Consider the following 19,904-nt stretch of genomic DNA (forward strand, 5'->3'; position numbering starts at 1 on the left):
GGCCGGATTCGTAGATCAGCCAAACCATAGTGCACTCTTTATTGAATGCACTTGGCTGATTTAACTCGTGAATCTATAGGAAACTCTGATTAACCTAGAGTTTCCAGCGACACAAGGATGTGTCGCCAATTTCAAGAACTGTAAGTGATTGAAATTGTGAAGAAATTGGAAATCGCATTTTCAATTTCTGTCCTCTGATTAAATCAGGGATGAGTTAATCAGCGGTTCCTATAGTTTAATTTGTGATTCTATGGTTTAACGATTTAAAAACTATGGTTTATTGCGTAATCTTCGTTAAGTGCACAGTAGGGGAATGATTACCGAAAACAGCCTGGTAACAACCCAGTAAGGCGCCGTAACTGGCTCAAATAGAATGAATCAAAACAAATACGTATATCGCGTAATTCCACTTATTGAAATTTCTTATTACTAATAAAGTTCACAGCTTTTGTATTGTGTTATAAGTTGATATAAATTTTATCTATTTGTTCGATTTTAAGAAATTAGCTGAATATAGTCGCTCGGGAAGGGTTATGTTTGATAAAAATCCGATTTTTAATCACCGCAGATTCAGGTCTTGGTGGTTACCTTTGTCTGAACGGGCAAAAAAATCGGTTTTAATCTTTTTATGCATGATTGCAACCTTATTGAGTTTCAGCGCACACGCCTCTTATTATGATGAAGTCTATACCATTCAATTAGCGGCCTTTGAAAGTCCAGAAAAAGCAAGCTTATTTATTAAAACCGTTCCGAATCTACCCTTATACTGCCGTACTAAAAGCAATGGATTAGAGGCCGTCTATTACGGCGTTTATCCTAATTGGCAATTTGCCAGTAATCATATCGACGATTACGAGATTTTTAACAGCCTAGGTGCTTATGTACTAAAGCTAAAAGCCGTTAACATGAAACCCTGCGAAAATCTGACTGAACGCTTGGAAAAGCTCAAGCAATTTCAAGTTCTTCCACAAACGGGATTAGAGTCGTATTTAAAGCCCGATATTTATCCATAAATTATTTATTCCTTTCTCATTTTTAAATGCAGCTAAAAATAATGAGTTGCAAGTGTTGATTACCTATCAAATGCATAATTTAGAAGAGGAATATTTTCTGCTCTGCTAAAAGCATAAAATCTTCTTTATTGCGTTGATCATTTAATTCCAGTGCCGAAATCCAATAACAGGCTTACAAGTTCTATGGGTGTTTCTGGTTAACGCCTCCAAGATTCGATCATGGTAATTGTCGTTACCTACAATTCTAAGAATGGGCAATGCATTCGCGTTCCGCTGAAACTCGGGATTAATCGGAGTTGTTCATAGAATATGTTCAAAGGTTTGCAGTACGTTATTTGAGCCAAAATAAACAGAAACACTATTCATGATACGCATCTGAAGGTGGGAAAAATTAGGCGCTTATATAAATCTCTATTGCCAAATTGTCATTTCTACGCGCTCTTGTGCGCATTATTTTCGCAAAGTCACAGTTTTCGCAAAGTCACAGTTTTCACAAAGTCATAGCGGCAAAAAAGTATTGTAAATTAATGTTATTAGAATAAACCATTTCTCTCAAACTCTCGTCATAGCGGTGGTTTTAATAAAATCATCCGTGATTCAAGCAGAAGATAGACATTGAAAGTACGATTTCCAATTACTTCGTGGTTTCAGTTGCTTACAGTTCTTGGTATGGGCGACGGATTTTTGTATCGCTGGAATCTCTGAGTTAATCAGAGCTTTCTTTAAATCTGTAGGTATCTATTTTTTATGGCGCGTTATGTTACTTAGTATTGGCCCGTAATTTGGGCTAATCGCAAGATAACTCGTCTTGGTAGTCGCAAGCGACAACAATTGATTATTGTAAAGCACGGCAAGAGGTTCTGATTGATTCAGTTTTCTCCAATAAAGTGCTGTTCAGACAAAAAAATATAGGAAATTTTATGCGATACAGTGTATTAGCAGCGTTAACCACGTTATCTCTCATGGGTTGCACCCTAGGTGCTGGCGCACCCGATAAGAGTGCCGCTACCGATTACAGCAGTTCCGCAGTAGCGCAAATTTATGACGCCGAAGTCATTAAAAAAGAGAGTGAGCGTCTTAACGCTTGGTTTGATGAAAAATTCGAGCAAAATATACTCCGTAGCCCAATTGGATTGACCTTTTTAGGCCGCTCTGAAAGACAAGGCGAGATCGACGATTTCTCTGAGGCCGCTTTCGAAGAAAATCTAGAGCTAGTCAAAGCCAATCTGGCTGAGCTTGAATCAAGCTTTGATTACAACAAATTAAGTTCAGATGCCAAGGTTTCTTACGATATTTGGGTGTATCAAGCCGAGCAAAACCTAGCTCAAGATAAGTTTTCAGACAACAGCTATGTCTTTGAACAGATGAATGCCATTCATACATTGTTTCCGCAAATTTTGATTTCTTTCCAGTCCGTTCAATCGCAAGAAGATATGGAAAACTACGTATCGCGAATAAAAGAAACGGGTCGTGCGTTAAATCAGCTAGTCGATTTTTCAATGAAGGTCGCGAAAAAAGGCGTTCGTCCACCGTATTTTGCCTTTGATGCTGTTATTGAAGAATCTACCGCGATTATTACCGGCGCACCTTTCACCGAAGGCGAAGATAGTGATGTTTGGGCGAGTGCTAAATCAAACATTAATAAATTGTTAGAAGACGGAAAAATTGATCAAAAAACTGCCGATTCATTAACCGAAAAAGCCAAACAACACCTGATCAACGATTTTAAACCTGCCTACGAGCGTTTAATTGCGTGGCAGAAAAAAGATCGAGTGAATGCCAGCGAAAAGGCCCACGGTGTTGGTGCATTACCCAATGGTAAAGCCTACTACAACGAGCGATTGGCCAACCAAACAACCACCAATCTAACGTCTGATGAAATTCACGAAATTGGCTTGAAAGAAGTTGCACGTTTACGTGGAGAAATGGAACAAGTTAAAACTGAATTTGGCTTTGAAGGTTCTCTTGCCGAATTCTTTGTATTTCTTCGCACCAACAAAGACGACGAACGACTTTATTACCCAAACACAGATGAAGGTCGCCAAGGTTATCTAGACGACGCAACCGCTGCCATCGACAATATAAAATCGTTACTGCCAGAATACTTTGGCATTCTGCCAAAAGCCGATATGGTGGTAAAACGTGTGGAATCTTTCCGCGAAAAAGACGGTGCTGCTCAGCATTATTTCCCACCAACGCCAGACGGTAGCCGCCCAGGTGTTTATTACGCGCATTTATCCGATATGACCGCAATGCCAAAACGCGAGCTTGAAGTTATTGCTTATCACGAAGGCTTACCGGGTCATCACATGCAAATTGCCATTGCCCAAGAGCTTACCGATATTCCAGTGTTTAGAACTCAAACTGGCTTTACCGCCTACACCGAAGGCTGGGCACTGTATTCTGAGAAATTAGCCACCGAAATGCCCGGCACCTACGCCGATGCCTTGTCTAATTTTGGCCGTATTGGCTCAGAAATGTGGCGCGCTATTCGATTGGTTGTTGATACCGGATTACACGCAAAAGGCTGGACAGAGCAACAAGCCATTGATTATTTCAAGGCAAATTCCGCTATTACGGAGGCACAAGCCGTATCGGAAGTTCGCCGTTATCTGGTCATTCCCGGACAAGCCACCAGCTATAAAATTGGTATGTTAAAAATCCAAGAACTTAGAGCCAAAGCCGAATCAAAGTTAGGCGATAAATTCGATATTAAAGCGTTTCACGATGTTGTTCTAGGTGGTGGCGCGGTACCTTTATCGGTACTTGAGCACATTGTTGATACTTGGATTGAAACTCAGAAAAAAGCCTAGGTTTTATTCTTAATTGTTAACATGAAAACTCTCAATGCTTAACGATTCCTATAAAAAGTATTGAGAGTTCAAACCTCCAATAAGTTAATTGGAGGTTTTTTTATATAAAATTCGTTAAGGCGACTTTAGGAACCTCTGATTAACTCATCCTTGATTTAATCAGAGGACAGAAATTGAAAATGTGATTTCCAATTTCTTCACAATTTCAATCACTTACAGTTCTTGAAATTGACGACACATCCTTGTGTCGCGAGAAACTCTAGGTTAATCAGAGTTTCCTTTAACTAATTCAGAGTCTTTTTAACGCTATTTAATCGCCGTAAAAACCGCTCTTTTGGGGCGAGGGTGTCCTTCTGCAGTTTTACTGTGATCATTCGGGTCTAAAAATTGTTCCAAAGAATGGAATTTCATCCACGGAGTTTGGCGTTGCTCTTCAAAACTGGTTTCATTCAAATCCACCAGCTCAATTGATTTAAAGCCCATTTTCTTTAACCAAGAGGCTAGGGTTTCGGGCGTGGGAATAAACCACACATTGTTCATCATGGCGTAGCGTTTTTCTGGCACAAGGCTATAACCGAATTCGCCATCAACCACTAATGTTTCTAGAACCAATTGCCCGCCGTTTTTTAATGCATCTCGTAATTCTTTTATATGATCGAAGGGTGATCGGCGATGATATAAAACACCCATACTAAATACGGTGTCAAACGCATTTAATTCACTGGGTACGGCTTCCATAGGTATGGGTAAAACATGTACCGGAACTTTGCCGATAAAATGTTTGATCATTTCAAACTGCACCACAAATCGCGGTGAGGGATCAATGCCAATGACACGTTTTGCGCCCTCGCCATACATCCTCCAACAGTGATAACCGCTGCCACAACCCACATCCAACACCGTTTTATTCTTCAACGGTAATATGTGTGGCAATACACGATCCCACTTCCAATCAGAGCGCCATTCGGTATCTATGTGTGTACCGTGGACGTGAAAAGGGCCTTTACGCCAAGGAATTAAATCCGCTAAACGATCGTGAATTTCTTGTTGAATTTCTGGCGAGCAATCACCATTTTCACCAATAAATACACCGTTTTTTAAATCAGTAAATTCGCTACTAACTTTTGGTAAGGCGTACAAAGCCTTTTTCCATTCAGTGAGATCACCAAAACGTTGTTCACTTAAGCCGCTGGCAACTTGTTCGGCAATTACATCGGCCCAAGCTTGCAGTTCTGTATTTTGCAGTTCGTTAATTAAATCTTGGTAGTGTTCAAGCATGAGTCGTGTTTATAAATGAGTCGTTTTTTGTGCAATCATTGAGGCAAAGTTAAAACACTGAAACCAAACGTCAGCATCATCAAAGCCCGAGCTTTTAAGTCGTTGGCGATGTTGGCTTAATGTCTCAGGAATTAATACGTTTTCCAGCGCCTCGCGTTTTTGAGAAATTTCTAAATCGCTGTAACCATTAGCGCGTTTAAAATCGTGATATAGATCAATCATCAACTGGTTGTGACGCTGATCTTCAAAGGCAATTTTTTCCGATAAAATTAATACGCCACCGGGATTTAAACCCTGATAAATGTTGGCGAGTAATTTATCGCGCTGCTGTACCGGAATAAATTGCAAGGTAAAGTTCAAAACAACGATCGACGCGTTTTTTATTTCGATACCATTAATATCGTCACACACCAATGTCACAGGCGTAGCACTGTGGTCTCTGGCCATCATCTTTTGGGCACGTTCAATCATCGCTTGTGAATTATCGACAGCGATAATTTCGCAGCCCCGCTCACCAATATTTTGTCGTATGGCCAACGTGGCTGCCGCTAGAGAACAACCCAGATCGTAGCAATTTGAATTTGCTTGCACATATCGACTGGTGAGATCGCCAATCATGCCGATAATTGTTAAATAACCAGGCACTGAGCGCTTGATCATGTCAGGAAATACGTCAACAACAGCCTTATTGAACGCAAACTTATCGATAGCCGCCATCGGATTGGCGAAAACGGTATCTGTGTTCGCGCGATTGTCGGGATCTTGAACGTGATCGTTTGGCATTGATTTCCAGTGCAATTATGTCTGTCTGAGTTAATAAATGGCGGAATTCTAATGTTTTAGACATCCGCTCGCCAGTGGCATGTGAACCGGTTGTCATTCTAGCGTGATTGAATTCTACCGAATTGTTAAGTCGAGACTAAACTTGTACTGAAACCTATTTGCTTAGACTGTATTGATATGCCAATAAAATCCGACGGCCCGCTTGATATTTTGATCGTTGATGACTTCGAGGGATTCCGCTTTGCGTTAATGCGTATGCTCGATAGCTTGGGAGCTGCGCAAATTGACACCGCTAACACCGGTGAAAGTGCCATTCGCATGTGCCGTTCACGTAACTACAAAGCGATTATCGCCGATTACAATTTGGGTGCCGGGAAAACCGGTTTGCAAGTGTTGGAGGCCCTGCGTTTTCATAAAATTCTGCATCATCAGCAGGCTTTTATGCTGGTCTCGGCCGAAAATACCAAAAATGTTGTCTTAGCCGCAGCCGATGTTGAGCCTGATGCGTACCTTACTAAGCCCGTTACCGCCAAGAGCCTGCAACAACGGCTCAGTAAAATATTACAGCAACGATTTTTGCTATCGCCGTTGTATCAAGCGCTTGAGTCGGAAGATTCGTCAGCGGTCATTGAGTTTTGTAAGGAACATATTCGCAAAAAAGGCCAGTATTCGCCCATTTGCCAAAAAATGTTGGGTGAAGCTTTAATCAACGCTGGAGATTTAGATGAGGCTCATCATCTCTACCAATCCGTGTTGGCGCAAAGAGAGTTAGACTGGGCCATATTAGGCTTAAGTAAAGTGAATATGGCCAAAGGTGAGGGTGATATCGCCGAGAAAAAAATTGGCGATTTTTTACAGGTCAATCCTTTCTTTATGCGAGGTTACGATTTTTTATCCAACCTTTATGAATCGCAAGAGCAATTTCTTAAGCAACAAGAAGTTTTGCAAAAAGCTGTACAGATATCACCACTGGCGTTATTGCGACAGCAGAAATTATTAGAGGTTGCATCCGACAATCATGATTATCTGGTTGCCGCTCAAACGGGTAAACGGGTGGTGCGATTAGCACAAAATTCGGTTTATTCAGATTTAAATCAATTTGTTTTGTATTCTCAAAATGCGGTGAAATACGCACAACAAGTAACAGAATCTAGCGAAGATTTTTGTGAAGATTCGCAAAAATATTTAATGAATAAAATCGGTCAATTAAAAATTGATAATCTTCAACACGCCACTACCAATTGTGTATTAGCACAATTAAATAGCGCCCAAAATAAGATGACTGAGGCAAATAATTTGGTTCAAGAGTCTGAAATGTTAATTGCAACAGTGGCAGAAGAAGATGTTTCACTAGACTTTGAACTTGAGTATGTTCGAGCGTTAAAAGCAACTTCTGAAAAACAAAAAGCAACTGAGAAACTTAATTTTCTTGTGAAAAAATACGCGAAAGACGACGACGCTCTCGCAAAAATTGATGACTTGTTGGATGATCCTGTTAGCAAGAAAAATACTCGCTACATCGCTGAAATTAACCGTCGCGGCATCGAAGCTTATCAAGCAAAAGAATATCCCACTGCTATTCAACAATTTTTGCAAGCTCGACGTTTATCACCCAATCACATCGGCGTAAATCTCAACTTAATTCAGGTTATGGTTGAAGATGTAAAGCATCATGGTGTGCGTCAAGAATACGTAGAAGATATTGAAAAATCGTTATCTAAAGTTAGAACTCGGATCTCTAAATCTGACGCTCAATTTGATCGCTTAAGAGCCTTAGAAAACGAAATTCATCAGTTACGTTTATTCGATAAAAAACCGGTTTAATGACTATGAATGTAAAGGCCAACTCTGATGCTAGCACTGAGGCAGATTTTTCATTAGCGCTTGCAGTCAGCGTGCATGATATGAAAAATTCCATGGGAATGTTGATGGCGTCGTTAGATGAAATTTTTTCTTACGATAAGCAGACATTACCCGTGGAGTTAAAAAAACAACTCGCAACCGTGCAATACGAAGCCTCAAGAATTAATGTAGATTTGGTGAAAATATTGTCAGTGTATCGGTTGCAGCATAATCGCTTACCAATACACATTGATAATTGCTTTATTGCTGAATTATTAGAGGAACAAGTTCTTAGAAATCAAAATTTAATTGATTCCGAAAACATACACGCTCAAATAGTGTGCGAAGCAGATTTAACAGGTTTTTTAGATGTTGATCTGGTGGCAAGTATTATCAACGATGCACTGATCAATGCATGTCGATACACAAAAAATGAAATTTTGGTTGGCGCCGAAGCCATTCAAGGCTATTTGCACATTTACGTTGCCGATAACGGTTCAGGATTTCCCGAAAAACTATTGCACAGTGATCGCGAAAACGTTTTCGAAAAGGATTCTCTTGATCGTACCCATTTGGGGATTTATTTTGCCGAGAAAATTGCCGCTATGCACCGTCACAATGGGAGTGTTGGCTATATTAAATTAACCAACAGCGAAATGCTCAGCGGCGGATTATTTTCGTTGTATTTGCCTATGTAGGTTTTATACGCAATATATTTAAGAGAACCTCTGATTAATTCATCCATGATTTAATCCGACGACAGAAATTGACAGTGCGATTTCCAATATCTTTACAATTTCAATCACCTACCGTTCTTAAAATTGACGACACATGCTTGTGTCGTGGGAAACTCTAAGTTAATCAGAGTTTCCATAATATTCTTAGAGCTTGATTTACAACACTGCCTTGCGAGGATGATAAATCCGGTTTAATAGCAATTTCATACCCTCAGAAAAGCTTACTATCAATGGCTTGTTGAAAAAATTCTTCCAGCGATGTTTTTAGGTCGCGATAATTTATGTTAAAAGCCTTTGTAGCCTTGCTGTTATCCGCCTGCCAAGGATAATCTACATTTTTACTGATCATTTCTCGCGTTAATGTGTTATCCACTATAGGCCCAACTAACCATAATAACCATTTTGGTAAACACGATTTTGGAATTGGATAACGTGTACCGTATTTCTCCAGTAATAATCGTGTCATGGCGTAGGTGTCGGTGCTGTAGGCACAAGCGATGTAACGTCCATGAGCTGATGGCGTGAAGCCGGCTTGAAGGTGAATTTCGGCAACATCTCTAACGTCGATCAAACCCAAACCCCACTTGGGTGCACCGGATTTTAATTTACCGGCGCCCAGTTGTTTGATGATATTAAAACTTTCTGAGGTGGCATTCGGATTTATTCCTGGGCCAATAACTAACGACGGATTAACGGTTATCAAATCCCAGCGCGATTGAGCCTTGGCAATTTTCCACGCTTCTCGCTCTGCCAGTGTTTTTGAGTAGGCGTAAGGATTATGAGATTCTGATGCCGTGGTGTTCCAATGTTCTTCGGTGAGTGTTTTGTTGGGAATGGTTTGTAAATCGATATTATCACCGTAAATAGCCGCGCAACTGCTGGTAACAACAACGCGTTTTACACTTTCTGTGTAATTAGCTTCTTCTAAAACATTACGTGTTCCTAATAATGCCGGTTCGATAAGATCCCGTTTGGGATTGTTAACTTTCAACATAAAAGGCGAGGCTGTGTGATACACCAGTTCGCAGCCTTTCATAGCCTGAGCATAAGATCCCGGTTTTAATAAATCTGCTTTAAAATACACAATGTTGCCGCTGGTTTGTGCGGCAATTTCGTTAAGGTATTTAAGCTTCTCTGGGTTTTCTGGATCTCTAACGGCTGCGTGAACGGTGTGTCCTTTTGCTAGTAGTTTTTTTACTAGATGCCCGGCAACATATCCGGTAGCGCCAGTGACAAGAATAGGGCTGTTATTATTAATGTGTGTCATGGCAGGTCTCGTTTATTGAATAGTACTGGCAGACGTTTGGACGCTCTGATTAACTCATCCACGATTTAATCAGAGTTCTCTTTTATTGAAATTATAGAGAACTTAAAAAAACCGTACCTTTAATATCTGCCCGTCGATCTCATTAGGCATAAGCCAATTGGAGTTTACTAGAGATATTATTCCATACAATAAAAAAAAGGGCCGTAAGGCCCTTTAGTATTCAGTTATTTGATTACGCAGTAACGAGAGTGCTGGCAATTTGGCGACGCTCTACATCGACGTTAGTAATTTTTACAGTAATTAACTGATCAAATACAAATTCTTGATCTTCAACTTTTAATGTTAGACGATCGGGATTAAATTCTATTTTTTGTTCTTTGTCTTTGCGATCGCGCAATTGTACAAATGTTTCAACACCATTTTTGTTCAGTCGAACACCAACACCTTGACTGGTGATCATAGATACTTGTCCTTCAAATTCTTGGCCGACAAAATTGTTCATGTATTGGCAAATTAACCATTGCTCTAATTGACGACAGGCATAGCGACCTTCGCTGTTTTGTTCTTTTAGGGTTGTTAATTGCGCTTCGTTGATGGACTCGGCTTTATAGAAACCTAAGGAGTTCTTAATAATAATGTGGTTGTAAAGATCGTTAAAACGACGAATAGGCGAAGTAATATTGGCGTAGTGGCTAAAACCTAAACCTAGGTGCGGTTTAACTTCAAAGCTTAATTCGCTCGGACGCAATTGACGCTTTAACACAGCTAACAAGGTGGATTTGTCGTCTTGATGTTGCAAATCAGAGATTAATTTTTGGTAGCTTGCAAGCGATTGAATATCGCCAATGTCTGCATCTTCACCCAGATCTGAAGCCAACAGCTTATTCACTTGTTGTAGACGATCTTCTCTAAAACCTGCGTGTGTTGAGAACAGCCCAGCAAGGTTGTGTTGTTCTAAATATTGTCCAGCTACAACGTTGGTCACCAACATGGCCTCTTCAACCACTTTTTGCGCGCTGTTGCGATCGACACGAATAATATCGCTTATTTTTCCAGCTTCATTTAATTTGTATTCGTAGTCTGGGCGCTCTTCCATGACTAAGGCATTTTTTTGGCGATATTCAAATCGAGCATTCGCAACTGACTTTAGAAGAGATAAAGATACTTTAACTTCATCGCTAAGGTCGTTCGCTTCTTCAGCGCCGTCCAAAATGCTACTGACAAAGTCATAACTGAGCTTTGCGTGTGAGCGAATGGTTGCTACAGCGAATTCGTAATTATCGACACTGCCGTCGGAATTAATGGCCAAAGTAATTACCAGTGCTGGACGATTTTCTTGGGCTACCAGCGAATAACTGTCTTCTGATAATTCGTTGGGAATCATCGGCGCCGAATTACCGGGGAAATAAATGGTTTGCCCACGCGCTAAGGCTTCTTGGCCCAGTGGACTCTCCAAATTGATACCCGAACTCGGATCAGCAATAGCAACCACTAGCTTCCAACCGGATTCCGTAGTTTCTGCAAATAGCGCATCGTCCATGTCTTTGGTTGATTCAGAATCGATGGTAACAAATGGAATGTGCGTTAAATCTACGCGTTGTGGCTCTTGCAAATCAAATGGTTGCGGGTTTTCTTTTAGACTTTCTAACTGTTTAAGGTGGGCTTCGTTCCAAGTGTCACGCAATTGAAACTTATTAATAATGTAAGTTCGTTCAATACTTTGGTCGTCACGACTGCCAATATGTTCGATAACCTTGGCCTGTGCTTTACCATCCTCAAATGGGTGGTGAGTAATTTTACAACGCACATAATCGTCGTTTTTAGCTTTACCGCGACCTTTCGGCGGTAAGAACACCCAACGGCTGAAGAAGGGCACATCGGGTACAACAAAATGGCCTTTACCTTTTTCTAAATAAGTACCAACAAACTCTTTTAACTCCGACTTAATCAACTTCTCAAGCTGTGCTTCCAATTGGTCTTTATCATTGGTGCTTAAATCAACTTCTACTCGGTCACCGGGGAAGACACGATTCATTTGGTCTGGGTCGAGGAAGGCTTCGCGTTCGTCATCAAGTACAACAAATCCGTATCGGCCTTTTGTTCCTCTTACAGTACCTTGAGCCAGGTTTTTAGCGGCGCGAATACTGTGCTTTAGTTGAGACAGTTGATTAAGAGCATCGGAATTTAACATTGGGATTGCTTTTCGTTGAGGTGAAATAAGGAGTTATAGCGCTGGGGCATATTCTCTGGCGTTAAATTTTGCGCGCATAATACCAAAATCGAAGCATGAAAACAGGGCGTTTCGCCCGGTTAATAACTCAGGTTTAGTGAATCTTTACTAAAATCAGCTCGAATTGCTGAAGATTAATACAATCCATGCAAAACGCAGTCGCTTTAATAATTGTGCAAAAGACGTTCGTAAAAGTGTCATAAACCGATTAAATTTACGGCAAATTTACGGCAAATTTACGAAAGTTCAGATCACACTTTAATCTTCTCTGACGACACCCGTATAATCACCGATTTCATTCTGTTTAGAGTTTCAGGAAACCCTTATTCCATGACCGTTCGTACTCGCATAGCACCTTCTCCTACTGGCGATCCGCACGTAGGTACCGCTTACATCGCCCTATTCAATCTGTGTTTCGCTCGCAGCCACGGCGGCCAATTTTTGCTGCGTATTGAAGACACCGATCAGGTTCGCTCAACCTCAGAATCTGAACAGGCAATATTTGATAGCCTACGCTGGTTGGGTCTAGATTGGGATGAAGGTCCAGACGTTGGTGGCCCACATGGCCCGTATCGTCAAAGTGAACGTCGCGAAATTTATCAAAAATACGCCCAACAATTATTGGACTCCGGACACGCGTTTCGCTGTTACCGAACCCCAGAAGAATTAGACGAACTGCGAGAAGCACGACGCGCAGCCGGTGGTTTTGCGGCACTGAAACCCAGCGAGCTGAAACTATCCGACGAAGAAGTACAACGTCGCGAAGCTGAAGGCATGCCCTATGTGGTGCGAATGATGGTTCCAGAAGGTATCGGCCCATGTCCAATCGACGACATGTTGCGCGGCACCATCGAGTTAGACTGGGGCCAAATCGACGCCCAAGTTTTGTTGAAGTCTGACGGCTTACCAACTTATCACTTGGCAAATGTGGTTGATGACCATCTAATGGAAATTACCCACGTTATCCGTGGCGAAGAGTGGATTAACTCAGCACCCAAACATAAGTTGTTATACCAATACTTCGGTTGGGAAATGCCAACGTTGTGCCATTTACCGCTATTGCGTAACCCCGATAAATCAAAACTCAGTAAGCGTAAAAATCCAACCAGCATTTGGTATTACCAACGCATGGGATATTTACCAGAAGCGTTACTGAATTATTTGGGTCGTATGGGCTGGTCTATGCCCGATGAGCGTGAAAAATTCAGTCTTTCTGAAATGATGGAAGCCTTCGATTTAACGCGCGTTTCTTTGGGGGGGCCAATTTTCGACGTAGACAAATTAAGCTGGTTAAACGGCCTTTGGATTCGCGAAAACTTCTCAACCGAGCAATTGGCATCACGTTTACAACAGTGGGCGTTAAACCAAGACAATCTATTAAAGGTATTGCCACACGCGCAAACACGCATGAATACCCTCAGCGACTTTATGCCGCTGGTCGCGTTTTTGGCATCGGGTCAATTGACCATTACCAGTGACAGTTTTAAAGAATTAAAACTTGAAGAAGACGATCTAAAACGCGTATTGCAATTTGCCTTATGGAAGCTTGAGGCTCTGCGTGTTTGGGAACGCGATGAACTGTTTAATACCTTAAAAGGTTTAGCCGATGCCATGGGTATAAAAATGAAGGACTTTTTAGCGCCTTTGTTTATTGCCATCGCAGGTACCACCGCGTCTTTCTCGGTGTTTGATTCTATGACTCTGCTTGGTCCAGACATGTCGCGCGCAAGGTTACGACATGCACTTAATGTTGTTGCTGGTGAACTGGGTAAAAAACAACTGAAAAAACTCGAAAAAGAATACGCCACATTGCCGTAACCTAATGTTTTAACGATTACCTACACAAAATGCATCGCCGCCACAGTGACCAACTTGCCGCTGTGGCGGCGTTTTTATAACCACTTTTCTTTTGTAACTTCTCATCACTCGCCGGTTCCTATCACCAATTCCTATCAATAGAAATCTTTGATGAACTCATCGACGATTTAATCATAAGACAGAAATTAAAGATGTGATTTGCAATTTTTTCGCAATTTCAATCACGAGCAGTTCTTGAATTTGGTGACGCATCTCTGCGTTACTGTGTACTCTAGGTTAATTGGAGTTACCAATAGGAACCTCTGATTAACTCATCCATGATTTAATCAGAGGGCAGAAATTGAAAATGCGATTTCCAATTTCTTCACAATTTCAATCACTTACCGTTCTTGAAATTGGCGACACATCCTTGTGTCGCGAGAAACTCTAAGTTAATCAGGGTTTCCTATACATAAAATTCCTAAAAATCTGTATTTCTGTCGTTTTAATTTCCAATTTTAATAACACTTATTTCTATATTCAAAATTCTATTGATCTAAACAGAATTTATCTTTGTTGGTCCGGCTATTTTTAGAGCTTTTGCTATTGTTAATAATACAGCAAGTCCTGATTAAGCTCGGTTCTAAGCCATATAACCTTGCGTTACCCGTAGTTCAGGTTGAGAGAGTTTTTCGTAAAAATACATTCCGAATAATGATTGATCGACATAACAAAGGTTTTTTATTGGTGTTTCTAAAGCAAGTGATAGCACATTTTATAAAAACGTATTTCCTGACAGAAAAACAGAGAGCTTCGACACAATATGATTTAACTGTAAACGAAAAAAAATTGAAGTCTGCTAATGAGCTAACATTAGAGGCTATTTTTATAAGTAAACGCTTATTGGTGTATGCGACACTCGCTGGCAGTTCACAGGTTTATGCATTAGGCTTAGGTGATATAAATGCCAAAGCGGAACTTGGCAAATCGTTACAAGCTTCTATTACATTAATTGGTAATGATGTTGATATTGATGATATACAAGTCAGGCAACTAACGCTCAGAGAAGCGCAGCAACTGGGTTTGTCCGAAATCTATCAGTATTTTCCTTTGTCGGTAGAATTAAAACCTAATATCAATTCGGTTGAGGTCTATTTACAATCCAAACAAATTATTCGTGAACCTTTCATAGAATTTGCCATAGAGTTGGCTTGGCCCAATGGTAATGTTTATCGCGTTTACACGGTATTACCCGAGACACCTAACGTATCGATAGAAACTAATCTTGCAAACAACACCGCTGAAATCCAAAGCGATAAAACGGCTAATACTGGCAATAATTCAACGAAAATTAATGATACAAAAAACACCGAGAATTATTCGGATTTTCAAGATAGTTACGTTGTTCGTCCCGGTGATACTGTTAGCTTAATTGCTCGCAATTGGGGGCGTTACACTGAAAAATCCAGCCAAAGTTTAACCTTACGTGCAAGCCAATGGCTGATAGAGAACAATCCACAAGCTTTTATTAATGGCGATCCATCAACATTGTCTGTTGGTACAACACTTAATTTGCCAAAGCTTGAATATTTTTATCCAGTTGATATTCACGCATCTGGTGAAAAAGACGTTGCTGGCCTAACTCGACGTTCGATAGTTGAAACTCAAGCTGCCAAAAAAATAGTCTCGCAAGAGAATAATAATACTGATATCGCAGCACTTAATACTTCCGCTATTGAATCTCGGGTAAGATTATCGGCCAAAAGCGAGCAAGATGTTTATGCGTTAATTGAAGATAAAGATTCGCGGCTGAACACAAATAACTCAGAGTCCACCGCCGAACGAATTTTGCGTTTACAAAGCCAAATAGATTCTGCCGCAGAAGAAATTGCCCGACTAACACGGGAAAACGATTATTATCGTCAACGTATTGAACTCATTGAAAATGGCGGTATGAAAGAATTGCTGGAACGGGTTTTAGCATTACAAGAGCAACAAATAGCAAGTTTTCAGCAAAGGGCGACTGTTGATACAAGTGTTTCTAGTGAAGATGCAATATCTGTAGCTAATAACGTGCAAACAGAAAGTTCGTCAACATTAAATAGGTTGAATTTACCCGCAAACAATAACGGCTCAGTGACCGAGAGCGAACAAAATCAATGGTATTTATCGGGTTGGTATTTTTTTGCCGTGGCTTCTCTGGTGTTTATGTTGTCGGCAATATTATTTTTAAAAAGGAAGCGCCCGAACGAAATTGCGCAAGACAACAACTCAGATGCACAAAACCCAATAATAGAAGAAATTAGTCATTCAGACGTTGGCATTAATTTAGCGAATTTGGAAAATTCGACTTCAATTACAGAGGAAAAAAAATATACCGAGCAGGCAGAGCATTACGTAAAAAATTCGCCGACTTCCGACACGCCTCATGTAAATTCGAACTGCATAGAATCTAAGCAGACGGGTGATAATACTCAGACCACACCAAAGAATACTTTTGAAAAATCCTCAATAGCTAACAATACAAGCTTTGCTAGTAATACTTTTTTTGCAGATAAAACTTCGGAAAAAATGCGAGCTGAAAAATTATCAGGCAATTATAACTTGGGTGAGATAGAAGCGGTATCTGCCGAAAAGCTGATTCCATTTCACTCCGAAAAGTTTCCAGCAGATGTTTTTAACGATTATGATCCTCTGCAAAAAATCAACGTTACCAGAGATTTCATCAAAAAGCAGAAGTTGGATGAAGAATCACAAAAGAAAAAAGCCAACGCGAGCACATTTAAAGACAATGTCGTCGATACTATTGATACAAACCTCGATGAGCTAGAAGCGCTTCTTCCCGAAGAAGAGTTGATCATTAATGCAGACTCTCTGCCCAAAAATTTAATGAATTTGGAAGAGATCGACGGCCCAGAGTTTCAACTTGATCAAGAACTGTTGGATGAACTGGCGTTAGCCGGTCAAGAAGCAAAATCTGCATCAAAAGATAGGCAAGACTTAAAAGAAATAAAGGAAACAGCGGAATTAACTATCGATGACAATTTAACGATTAAATACCTCGATGATTCCGACATGATTGCAGAGCATTTAGACTGTTCTGAATCGCTGCAAGGCCTCGATGATTTAGATCAACTCATTTGTAGCGAAAAAAACGCTATACGCGTAGAAGATAAAAAAGCTAACGAATTTTATTCTTTTGGTGACGATATTTCTCCAGAAAATGACTTGCTTGAAATTGATGGAGATTCATTGAGTGACAAGGTAAAAACTGCTCTAATGAAAGAAATCGATTTTTATTTAGCCATTAATAAACGGGATAAAGCACAAACCCTTTACGAACTATTGCTGGAGCAATACCAAGGCGATGATATTGATCAGTTAGGGGTTAGGCTGCTTCAGTTTGATCAACGTTTTGGCAGCTAATAAAAATACTCAGTAATATAACTGGTCATAAAATACGGTATTCAATACATATTATCCCCACAATTTGGGTAAATAATGATGTGAAATTAATACTTTATCTTGGTGTCGATGATCGTTAAATATAAATCTTTTCTAAGTTTCTCTCGCGGTATACCCACAGCAAATTCTATAGGTACAACATACTCGGCGGGTGGAATGGGTCCTTTGTAATCGTTTAACCATTTCCATATATTGTTTTGTTTGACTTTAAGCGGTGGTCGCTCGTCTTTGTAACAACCGTTTTTAATCATTAAATCAATGGCAAGATTTATCTTTCTCGCCAATTGAGTTTGGCCTCCAGCCTTTAAAATGGCTGTTTCCAACGCATATCTGCTCATTGACCCTCCTTGGTGTGATTCTTAAACGTTACAGTATTGAATAAGAATACCCATATTGTGGTTTAAAGGTCAAGCTAACTAAGGGTTGGTCGAATTACTCTAAAAGTAGTACATTACGCCGATGAACTACGGCGAACGACTCAAATACGCTCGAAAACTGCGCGGATTATCTCAATATGAGTTATCCGACAAATCGGGTGTCTCTCAACAGGCTATTTCCTCCATGGAAAGCTGCAAGCGCGGCGTTTCAGGTGCAACCTTTAGCTTGGCGTCATCATTATCCGTCGATCCCGAATGGTTGGCGCTCGGCAAAGGCGAGCCGGAGACTAAACGTGAGTATGGTAACGAACGTGTTCCCATTATTCGTTGGAATCAAATCGATGCCTTCATTGCCGGTAACTCTGTCGAAATTGAGTCCTATTTGCAGGAATATTTACTAGAAGGGCGCTCATTACTCGGTTTGCCGTCAAACGGAATCGTTAGCTTTAACGAACCACTTGGCGCGCGAATTCGCCAAATATTGGTTGTTGATTATTCAAAAGCAAAAATTGAAAACCAGTGGCAAAACCTTCCTTTCCTAACACCTCTAGAATCGCTGGCCATTGTATCGGCTCCTGAAAAAGGGCCGACCGTAAAAGTCTTAGCACCTAACGGCCAATCGGTATGGTTAGATGATCCAACCGGCCGCGATGAGCAGCAAGAATACAATCCTTATACCCACAAAATACTTGGCGTAATTGTCGGAATCGTCACACCGATCGGCCGATAGGCCAATAACAAGTAGAAATAGGCGACAGAATTGTGTGCAAAACCGCAATTGTGTTCATTCTATTTGACTAAACGTTACGAGTATGATTTATTTGCAACCACATTATGAGTTATAAGGTTAAGTCTTGTGGTCATCGTGTTACGATCTAGTTTTGGCTCGCTTTTTTACATGTGTTTACCAAAGCGTATTAACAATCACATAAATAGATAATTATAAGAATGCCGAAAAATAGTTTGCAGCGGTATTTGTATATTTATTAACACAATTAAAGCTTCAATTAATAACATTGATATCAAATAATATTGATCACGAATTATGATTTACAAACATCGACCACATTTAAAATAAAGGAACCTCTGATTAACTCATCGATGATTTAATCAGAGCGCAGAAATTGAAAATGCGATTTCCAATTTCTTCACAATTTCAATCACTTACCGTTCTTGAAATTGGCGACACATCCTTGTGTCACCGGAAACTCTGGGTTAATCAGAGTTTCCTAAAATTTATTTTTTGAATGCTTAGACCTTGACGAATTGATTACCCAGATCAAAAGGTCGAAATTATCAAAGTGTTCAGCCAAGATTACTCCACAATTATTGGCTTAATGACATTATTTTCTGCTTTGTATTTCCCTTATTTAAATGCAATACATTAATAAAATTACAGATAGGAACCTATAATGGAAACAGTTTGTAAAAATTCTGAATCAGATACTTACGTTTCAGGCGCGGTTGAAGAATATCTTAAATTAAGCAGAGACATGTCGAACAACTTAAAAATGATTGAAAATAAAATGCGAAATCATTTAGGTGATTTTTTCGACCTAACCATGTCCGATCTTATTGAAGAAGCTTGGCAAAAAACACCAGAAGACGACGGCGACATAGCTGCAACGTTAATGGTAATGTCCTGCGCCTTCGACAAAACCGATATCAACTTCTACATGATATTGGCTGCTTTATCTTATTATATGGATCACTACCTATCGACAAGGCATTTTCAATGATTCTGTTATGGGGAAGGTTACAATTGTTAATGAAAATAAAGCGGGTGTTACCCGCTTAGTAACTATCATAAAAAACGAACATAAGAAACATTTTCAAAACCTTCTGTACAACCACCAGTTCCGCCGATAAACATCTCTCGATCAGACGCTTTAGCTGCGATTACTGAACTAAAAATAGATTTGCCTGCATCGGTTGTTAAATCAACAGTAAAACGATTATCAGTCGCACAGGCGGGTTGATTGGTTGCAGGTGTATGAAGCTTAATAAATGCTCTATTTTGCAAACTACCAGTGGAATTTATTTGGATGAAGTCAATTGTAGACGTCGTTGTACCTCCAGCAAAAGCGTTTATAGATAAAAAAATTAAAGAAAATAGAGCTAGATGTTTCATCGGATAATTCCTGTTGAATTAAATGCATAAATATAACAAATATAAAGTTTATTGGGCATCAACTAAAGTTTTACTAAACTGAAATTATTTGTTAAGGAACCTCTGATTAACCTAAAAATATTTAGATTATTATTTGAGAATACCGTTTATCAATGAATAATCTAATATAAA

At 40.0% G+C, this 19,904-nt stretch carries 14 protein-coding genes; 8 read left to right on the top strand and 6 right to left on the bottom strand.

Features of this window, described 5'->3' with window-relative positions; translation table 11 throughout:
• Positions 1-533: 533 nt before the first annotated feature.
• Both ACYQ2C_RS16880 and ACYQ2C_RS16885 read left to right on the top strand, forming a co-directional pair.
• A complete protein-coding gene (locus ACYQ2C_RS16880; protein WP_460052019.1) occupies positions 534-1,013 on the top strand; it encodes a hypothetical protein in 480 nt (159 codons plus the stop codon).
• A gap of 920 nt (positions 1,014-1,933) precedes the next feature.
• Positions 1,934-3,826 (top strand): DUF885 domain-containing protein, encoded by a 1,893-nt coding sequence (locus ACYQ2C_RS16885; RefSeq protein ID WP_460104301.1) that lies wholly within the window; start codon positions 1,934-1,936, stop codon positions 3,824-3,826.
• Positions 3,827-4,132: 306 nt separating this feature from the next.
• On the opposite strand, the gene cmoB is transcribed toward ACYQ2C_RS16885, so the two are convergent.
• Both cmoB and cmoA read right to left on the bottom strand, forming a co-directional pair.
• A complete protein-coding gene (gene cmoB, locus ACYQ2C_RS16890; RefSeq protein ID WP_460104300.1) occupies positions 4,133-5,104 on the bottom strand; it encodes a tRNA 5-methoxyuridine(34)/uridine 5-oxyacetic acid(34) synthase CmoB in 972 nt (323 codons plus the stop codon).
• Between the two features lie 9 nt (positions 5,105-5,113).
• Complete coding sequence (gene cmoA, locus ACYQ2C_RS16895; RefSeq protein ID WP_460104298.1) at positions 5,114-5,887, bottom strand: carboxy-S-adenosyl-L-methionine synthase CmoA; 774 nt, start codon at positions 5,885-5,887, stop codon at positions 5,114-5,116.
• A 177-nt stretch (positions 5,888-6,064) separates the two neighbouring features.
• Between cmoA and ACYQ2C_RS16900 the strand changes: the two genes are divergently transcribed.
• Positions 6,065-7,711: a response regulator gene (locus ACYQ2C_RS16900; protein WP_460104296.1), complete on the top strand. Its 1,647-nt coding sequence runs from the start codon at positions 6,065-6,067 to the stop codon at positions 7,709-7,711.
• A gap of 5 nt (positions 7,712-7,716) precedes the next feature.
• Positions 7,717-8,427: a sensor histidine kinase gene (locus tag ACYQ2C_RS16905; protein WP_460104294.1), complete on the top strand. Its 711-nt coding sequence runs from the start codon at positions 7,717-7,719 to the stop codon at positions 8,425-8,427.
• Between the two features lie 250 nt (positions 8,428-8,677).
• Here the strand turns inward: ACYQ2C_RS16905 and ACYQ2C_RS16910 are convergent, their stop codons facing one another.
• Positions 8,678-9,733, bottom strand: a complete 1,056-nt coding sequence (locus ACYQ2C_RS16910; RefSeq protein ID WP_460104292.1) for an NAD-dependent epimerase/dehydratase family protein — start codon at positions 9,731-9,733, stop codon at positions 8,678-8,680.
• Positions 9,734-9,965: 232 nt separating this feature from the next.
• Positions 9,966-11,924 carry a VacB/RNase II family 3'-5' exoribonuclease gene (locus ACYQ2C_RS16915; protein ID WP_460052031.1) on the bottom strand — a complete coding sequence of 653 codons (1,959 nt, stop codon included), beginning with the start codon at positions 11,922-11,924 and terminating at the stop codon, positions 9,966-9,968.
• Positions 11,925-12,293: 369 nt separating this feature from the next.
• Between ACYQ2C_RS16915 and gltX the strand changes: the two genes are divergently transcribed.
• Positions 12,294-13,781 carry a glutamate--tRNA ligase gene (gene gltX / locus ACYQ2C_RS16920; protein WP_460104291.1) on the top strand — a complete coding sequence of 496 codons (1,488 nt, stop codon included), beginning with the start codon at positions 12,294-12,296 and terminating at the stop codon, positions 13,779-13,781.
• Between the two features lie 828 nt (positions 13,782-14,609).
• Complete coding sequence (locus ACYQ2C_RS16925) at positions 14,610-17,186, top strand: type IV pilus assembly protein FimV (protein WP_460104290.1); 2,577 nt, start codon at positions 14,610-14,612, stop codon at positions 17,184-17,186.
• A gap of 86 nt (positions 17,187-17,272) precedes the next feature.
• Here ACYQ2C_RS16925 and ACYQ2C_RS16930 read toward each other — a convergent pair whose 3' ends face one another.
• Positions 17,273-17,563, bottom strand: a complete 291-nt coding sequence (locus ACYQ2C_RS16930; protein ID WP_460052035.1) for a YdaS family helix-turn-helix protein — start codon at positions 17,561-17,563, stop codon at positions 17,273-17,275.
• 121 nt (positions 17,564-17,684) lie between these two features.
• Between ACYQ2C_RS16930 and ACYQ2C_RS16935 the strand changes: the two genes are divergently transcribed.
• Positions 17,685-18,332 (top strand): helix-turn-helix domain-containing protein, encoded by a 648-nt coding sequence (locus ACYQ2C_RS16935; RefSeq protein WP_460052036.1) that lies wholly within the window; start codon positions 17,685-17,687, stop codon positions 18,330-18,332.
• Positions 18,333-19,014: 682 nt separating this feature from the next.
• Positions 19,015-19,341 (top strand): hypothetical protein, encoded by a 327-nt coding sequence (locus ACYQ2C_RS16940; RefSeq protein ID WP_460052037.1) that lies wholly within the window; start codon positions 19,015-19,017, stop codon positions 19,339-19,341.
• Between the two features lie 65 nt (positions 19,342-19,406).
• Here the strand turns inward: ACYQ2C_RS16940 and ACYQ2C_RS16945 are convergent, their stop codons facing one another.
• Positions 19,407-19,733 carry a hypothetical protein gene (locus ACYQ2C_RS16945; RefSeq protein WP_460052039.1) on the bottom strand — a complete coding sequence of 109 codons (327 nt, stop codon included), beginning with the start codon at positions 19,731-19,733 and terminating at the stop codon, positions 19,407-19,409.
• Positions 19,734-19,904: the final 171 nt, after the last annotated feature.

This window comes from Sessilibacter sp. MAH3, from assembly GCF_054658275.1.

What these genes read in the sequence shown, in the direction of transcription:
- ACYQ2C_RS16915 (WP_460052031.1), bottom strand. Translation starts at nt 11,924, where the DNA reads ATGTTAAATTCCGATGCTCTTAATCAACTGTCTCAACTAAAGCACAGT.
- ACYQ2C_RS16940 (WP_460052037.1), top strand. Translation starts at nt 19,015, where the DNA reads ATGGAAACAGTTTGTAAAAATTCTGAATCAGATACTTACGTTTCAGGC.
- cmoB (WP_460104300.1), bottom strand. Translation starts at nt 5,104, where the DNA reads ATGCTTGAACACTACCAAGATTTAATTAACGAACTGCAAAATACAGAA.
- ACYQ2C_RS16910 (WP_460104292.1), bottom strand. Translation starts at nt 9,733, where the DNA reads ATGACACACATTAATAATAACAGCCCTATTCTTGTCACTGGCGCTACC.
- ACYQ2C_RS16945 (WP_460052039.1), bottom strand. Translation starts at nt 19,733, where the DNA reads ATGAAACATCTAGCTCTATTTTCTTTAATTTTTTTATCTATAAACGCT.
- ACYQ2C_RS16905 (WP_460104294.1), top strand. Translation starts at nt 7,717, where the DNA reads ATGAATGTAAAGGCCAACTCTGATGCTAGCACTGAGGCAGATTTTTCA.
- ACYQ2C_RS16900 (WP_460104296.1), top strand. Translation starts at nt 6,065, where the DNA reads ATGCCAATAAAATCCGACGGCCCGCTTGATATTTTGATCGTTGATGAC.
- ACYQ2C_RS16935 (WP_460052036.1), top strand. Translation starts at nt 17,685, where the DNA reads ATGAACTACGGCGAACGACTCAAATACGCTCGAAAACTGCGCGGATTA.
- ACYQ2C_RS16885 (WP_460104301.1), top strand. Translation starts at nt 1,934, where the DNA reads ATGCGATACAGTGTATTAGCAGCGTTAACCACGTTATCTCTCATGGGT.
- ACYQ2C_RS16930 (WP_460052035.1), bottom strand. Translation starts at nt 17,563, where the DNA reads ATGAGCAGATATGCGTTGGAAACAGCCATTTTAAAGGCTGGAGGCCAA.
- ACYQ2C_RS16880 (WP_460052019.1), top strand. Translation starts at nt 534, where the DNA reads ATGTTTGATAAAAATCCGATTTTTAATCACCGCAGATTCAGGTCTTGG.
- gltX (WP_460104291.1), top strand. Translation starts at nt 12,294, where the DNA reads ATGACCGTTCGTACTCGCATAGCACCTTCTCCTACTGGCGATCCGCAC.
- cmoA (WP_460104298.1), bottom strand. Translation starts at nt 5,887, where the DNA reads ATGCCAAACGATCACGTTCAAGATCCCGACAATCGCGCGAACACAGAT.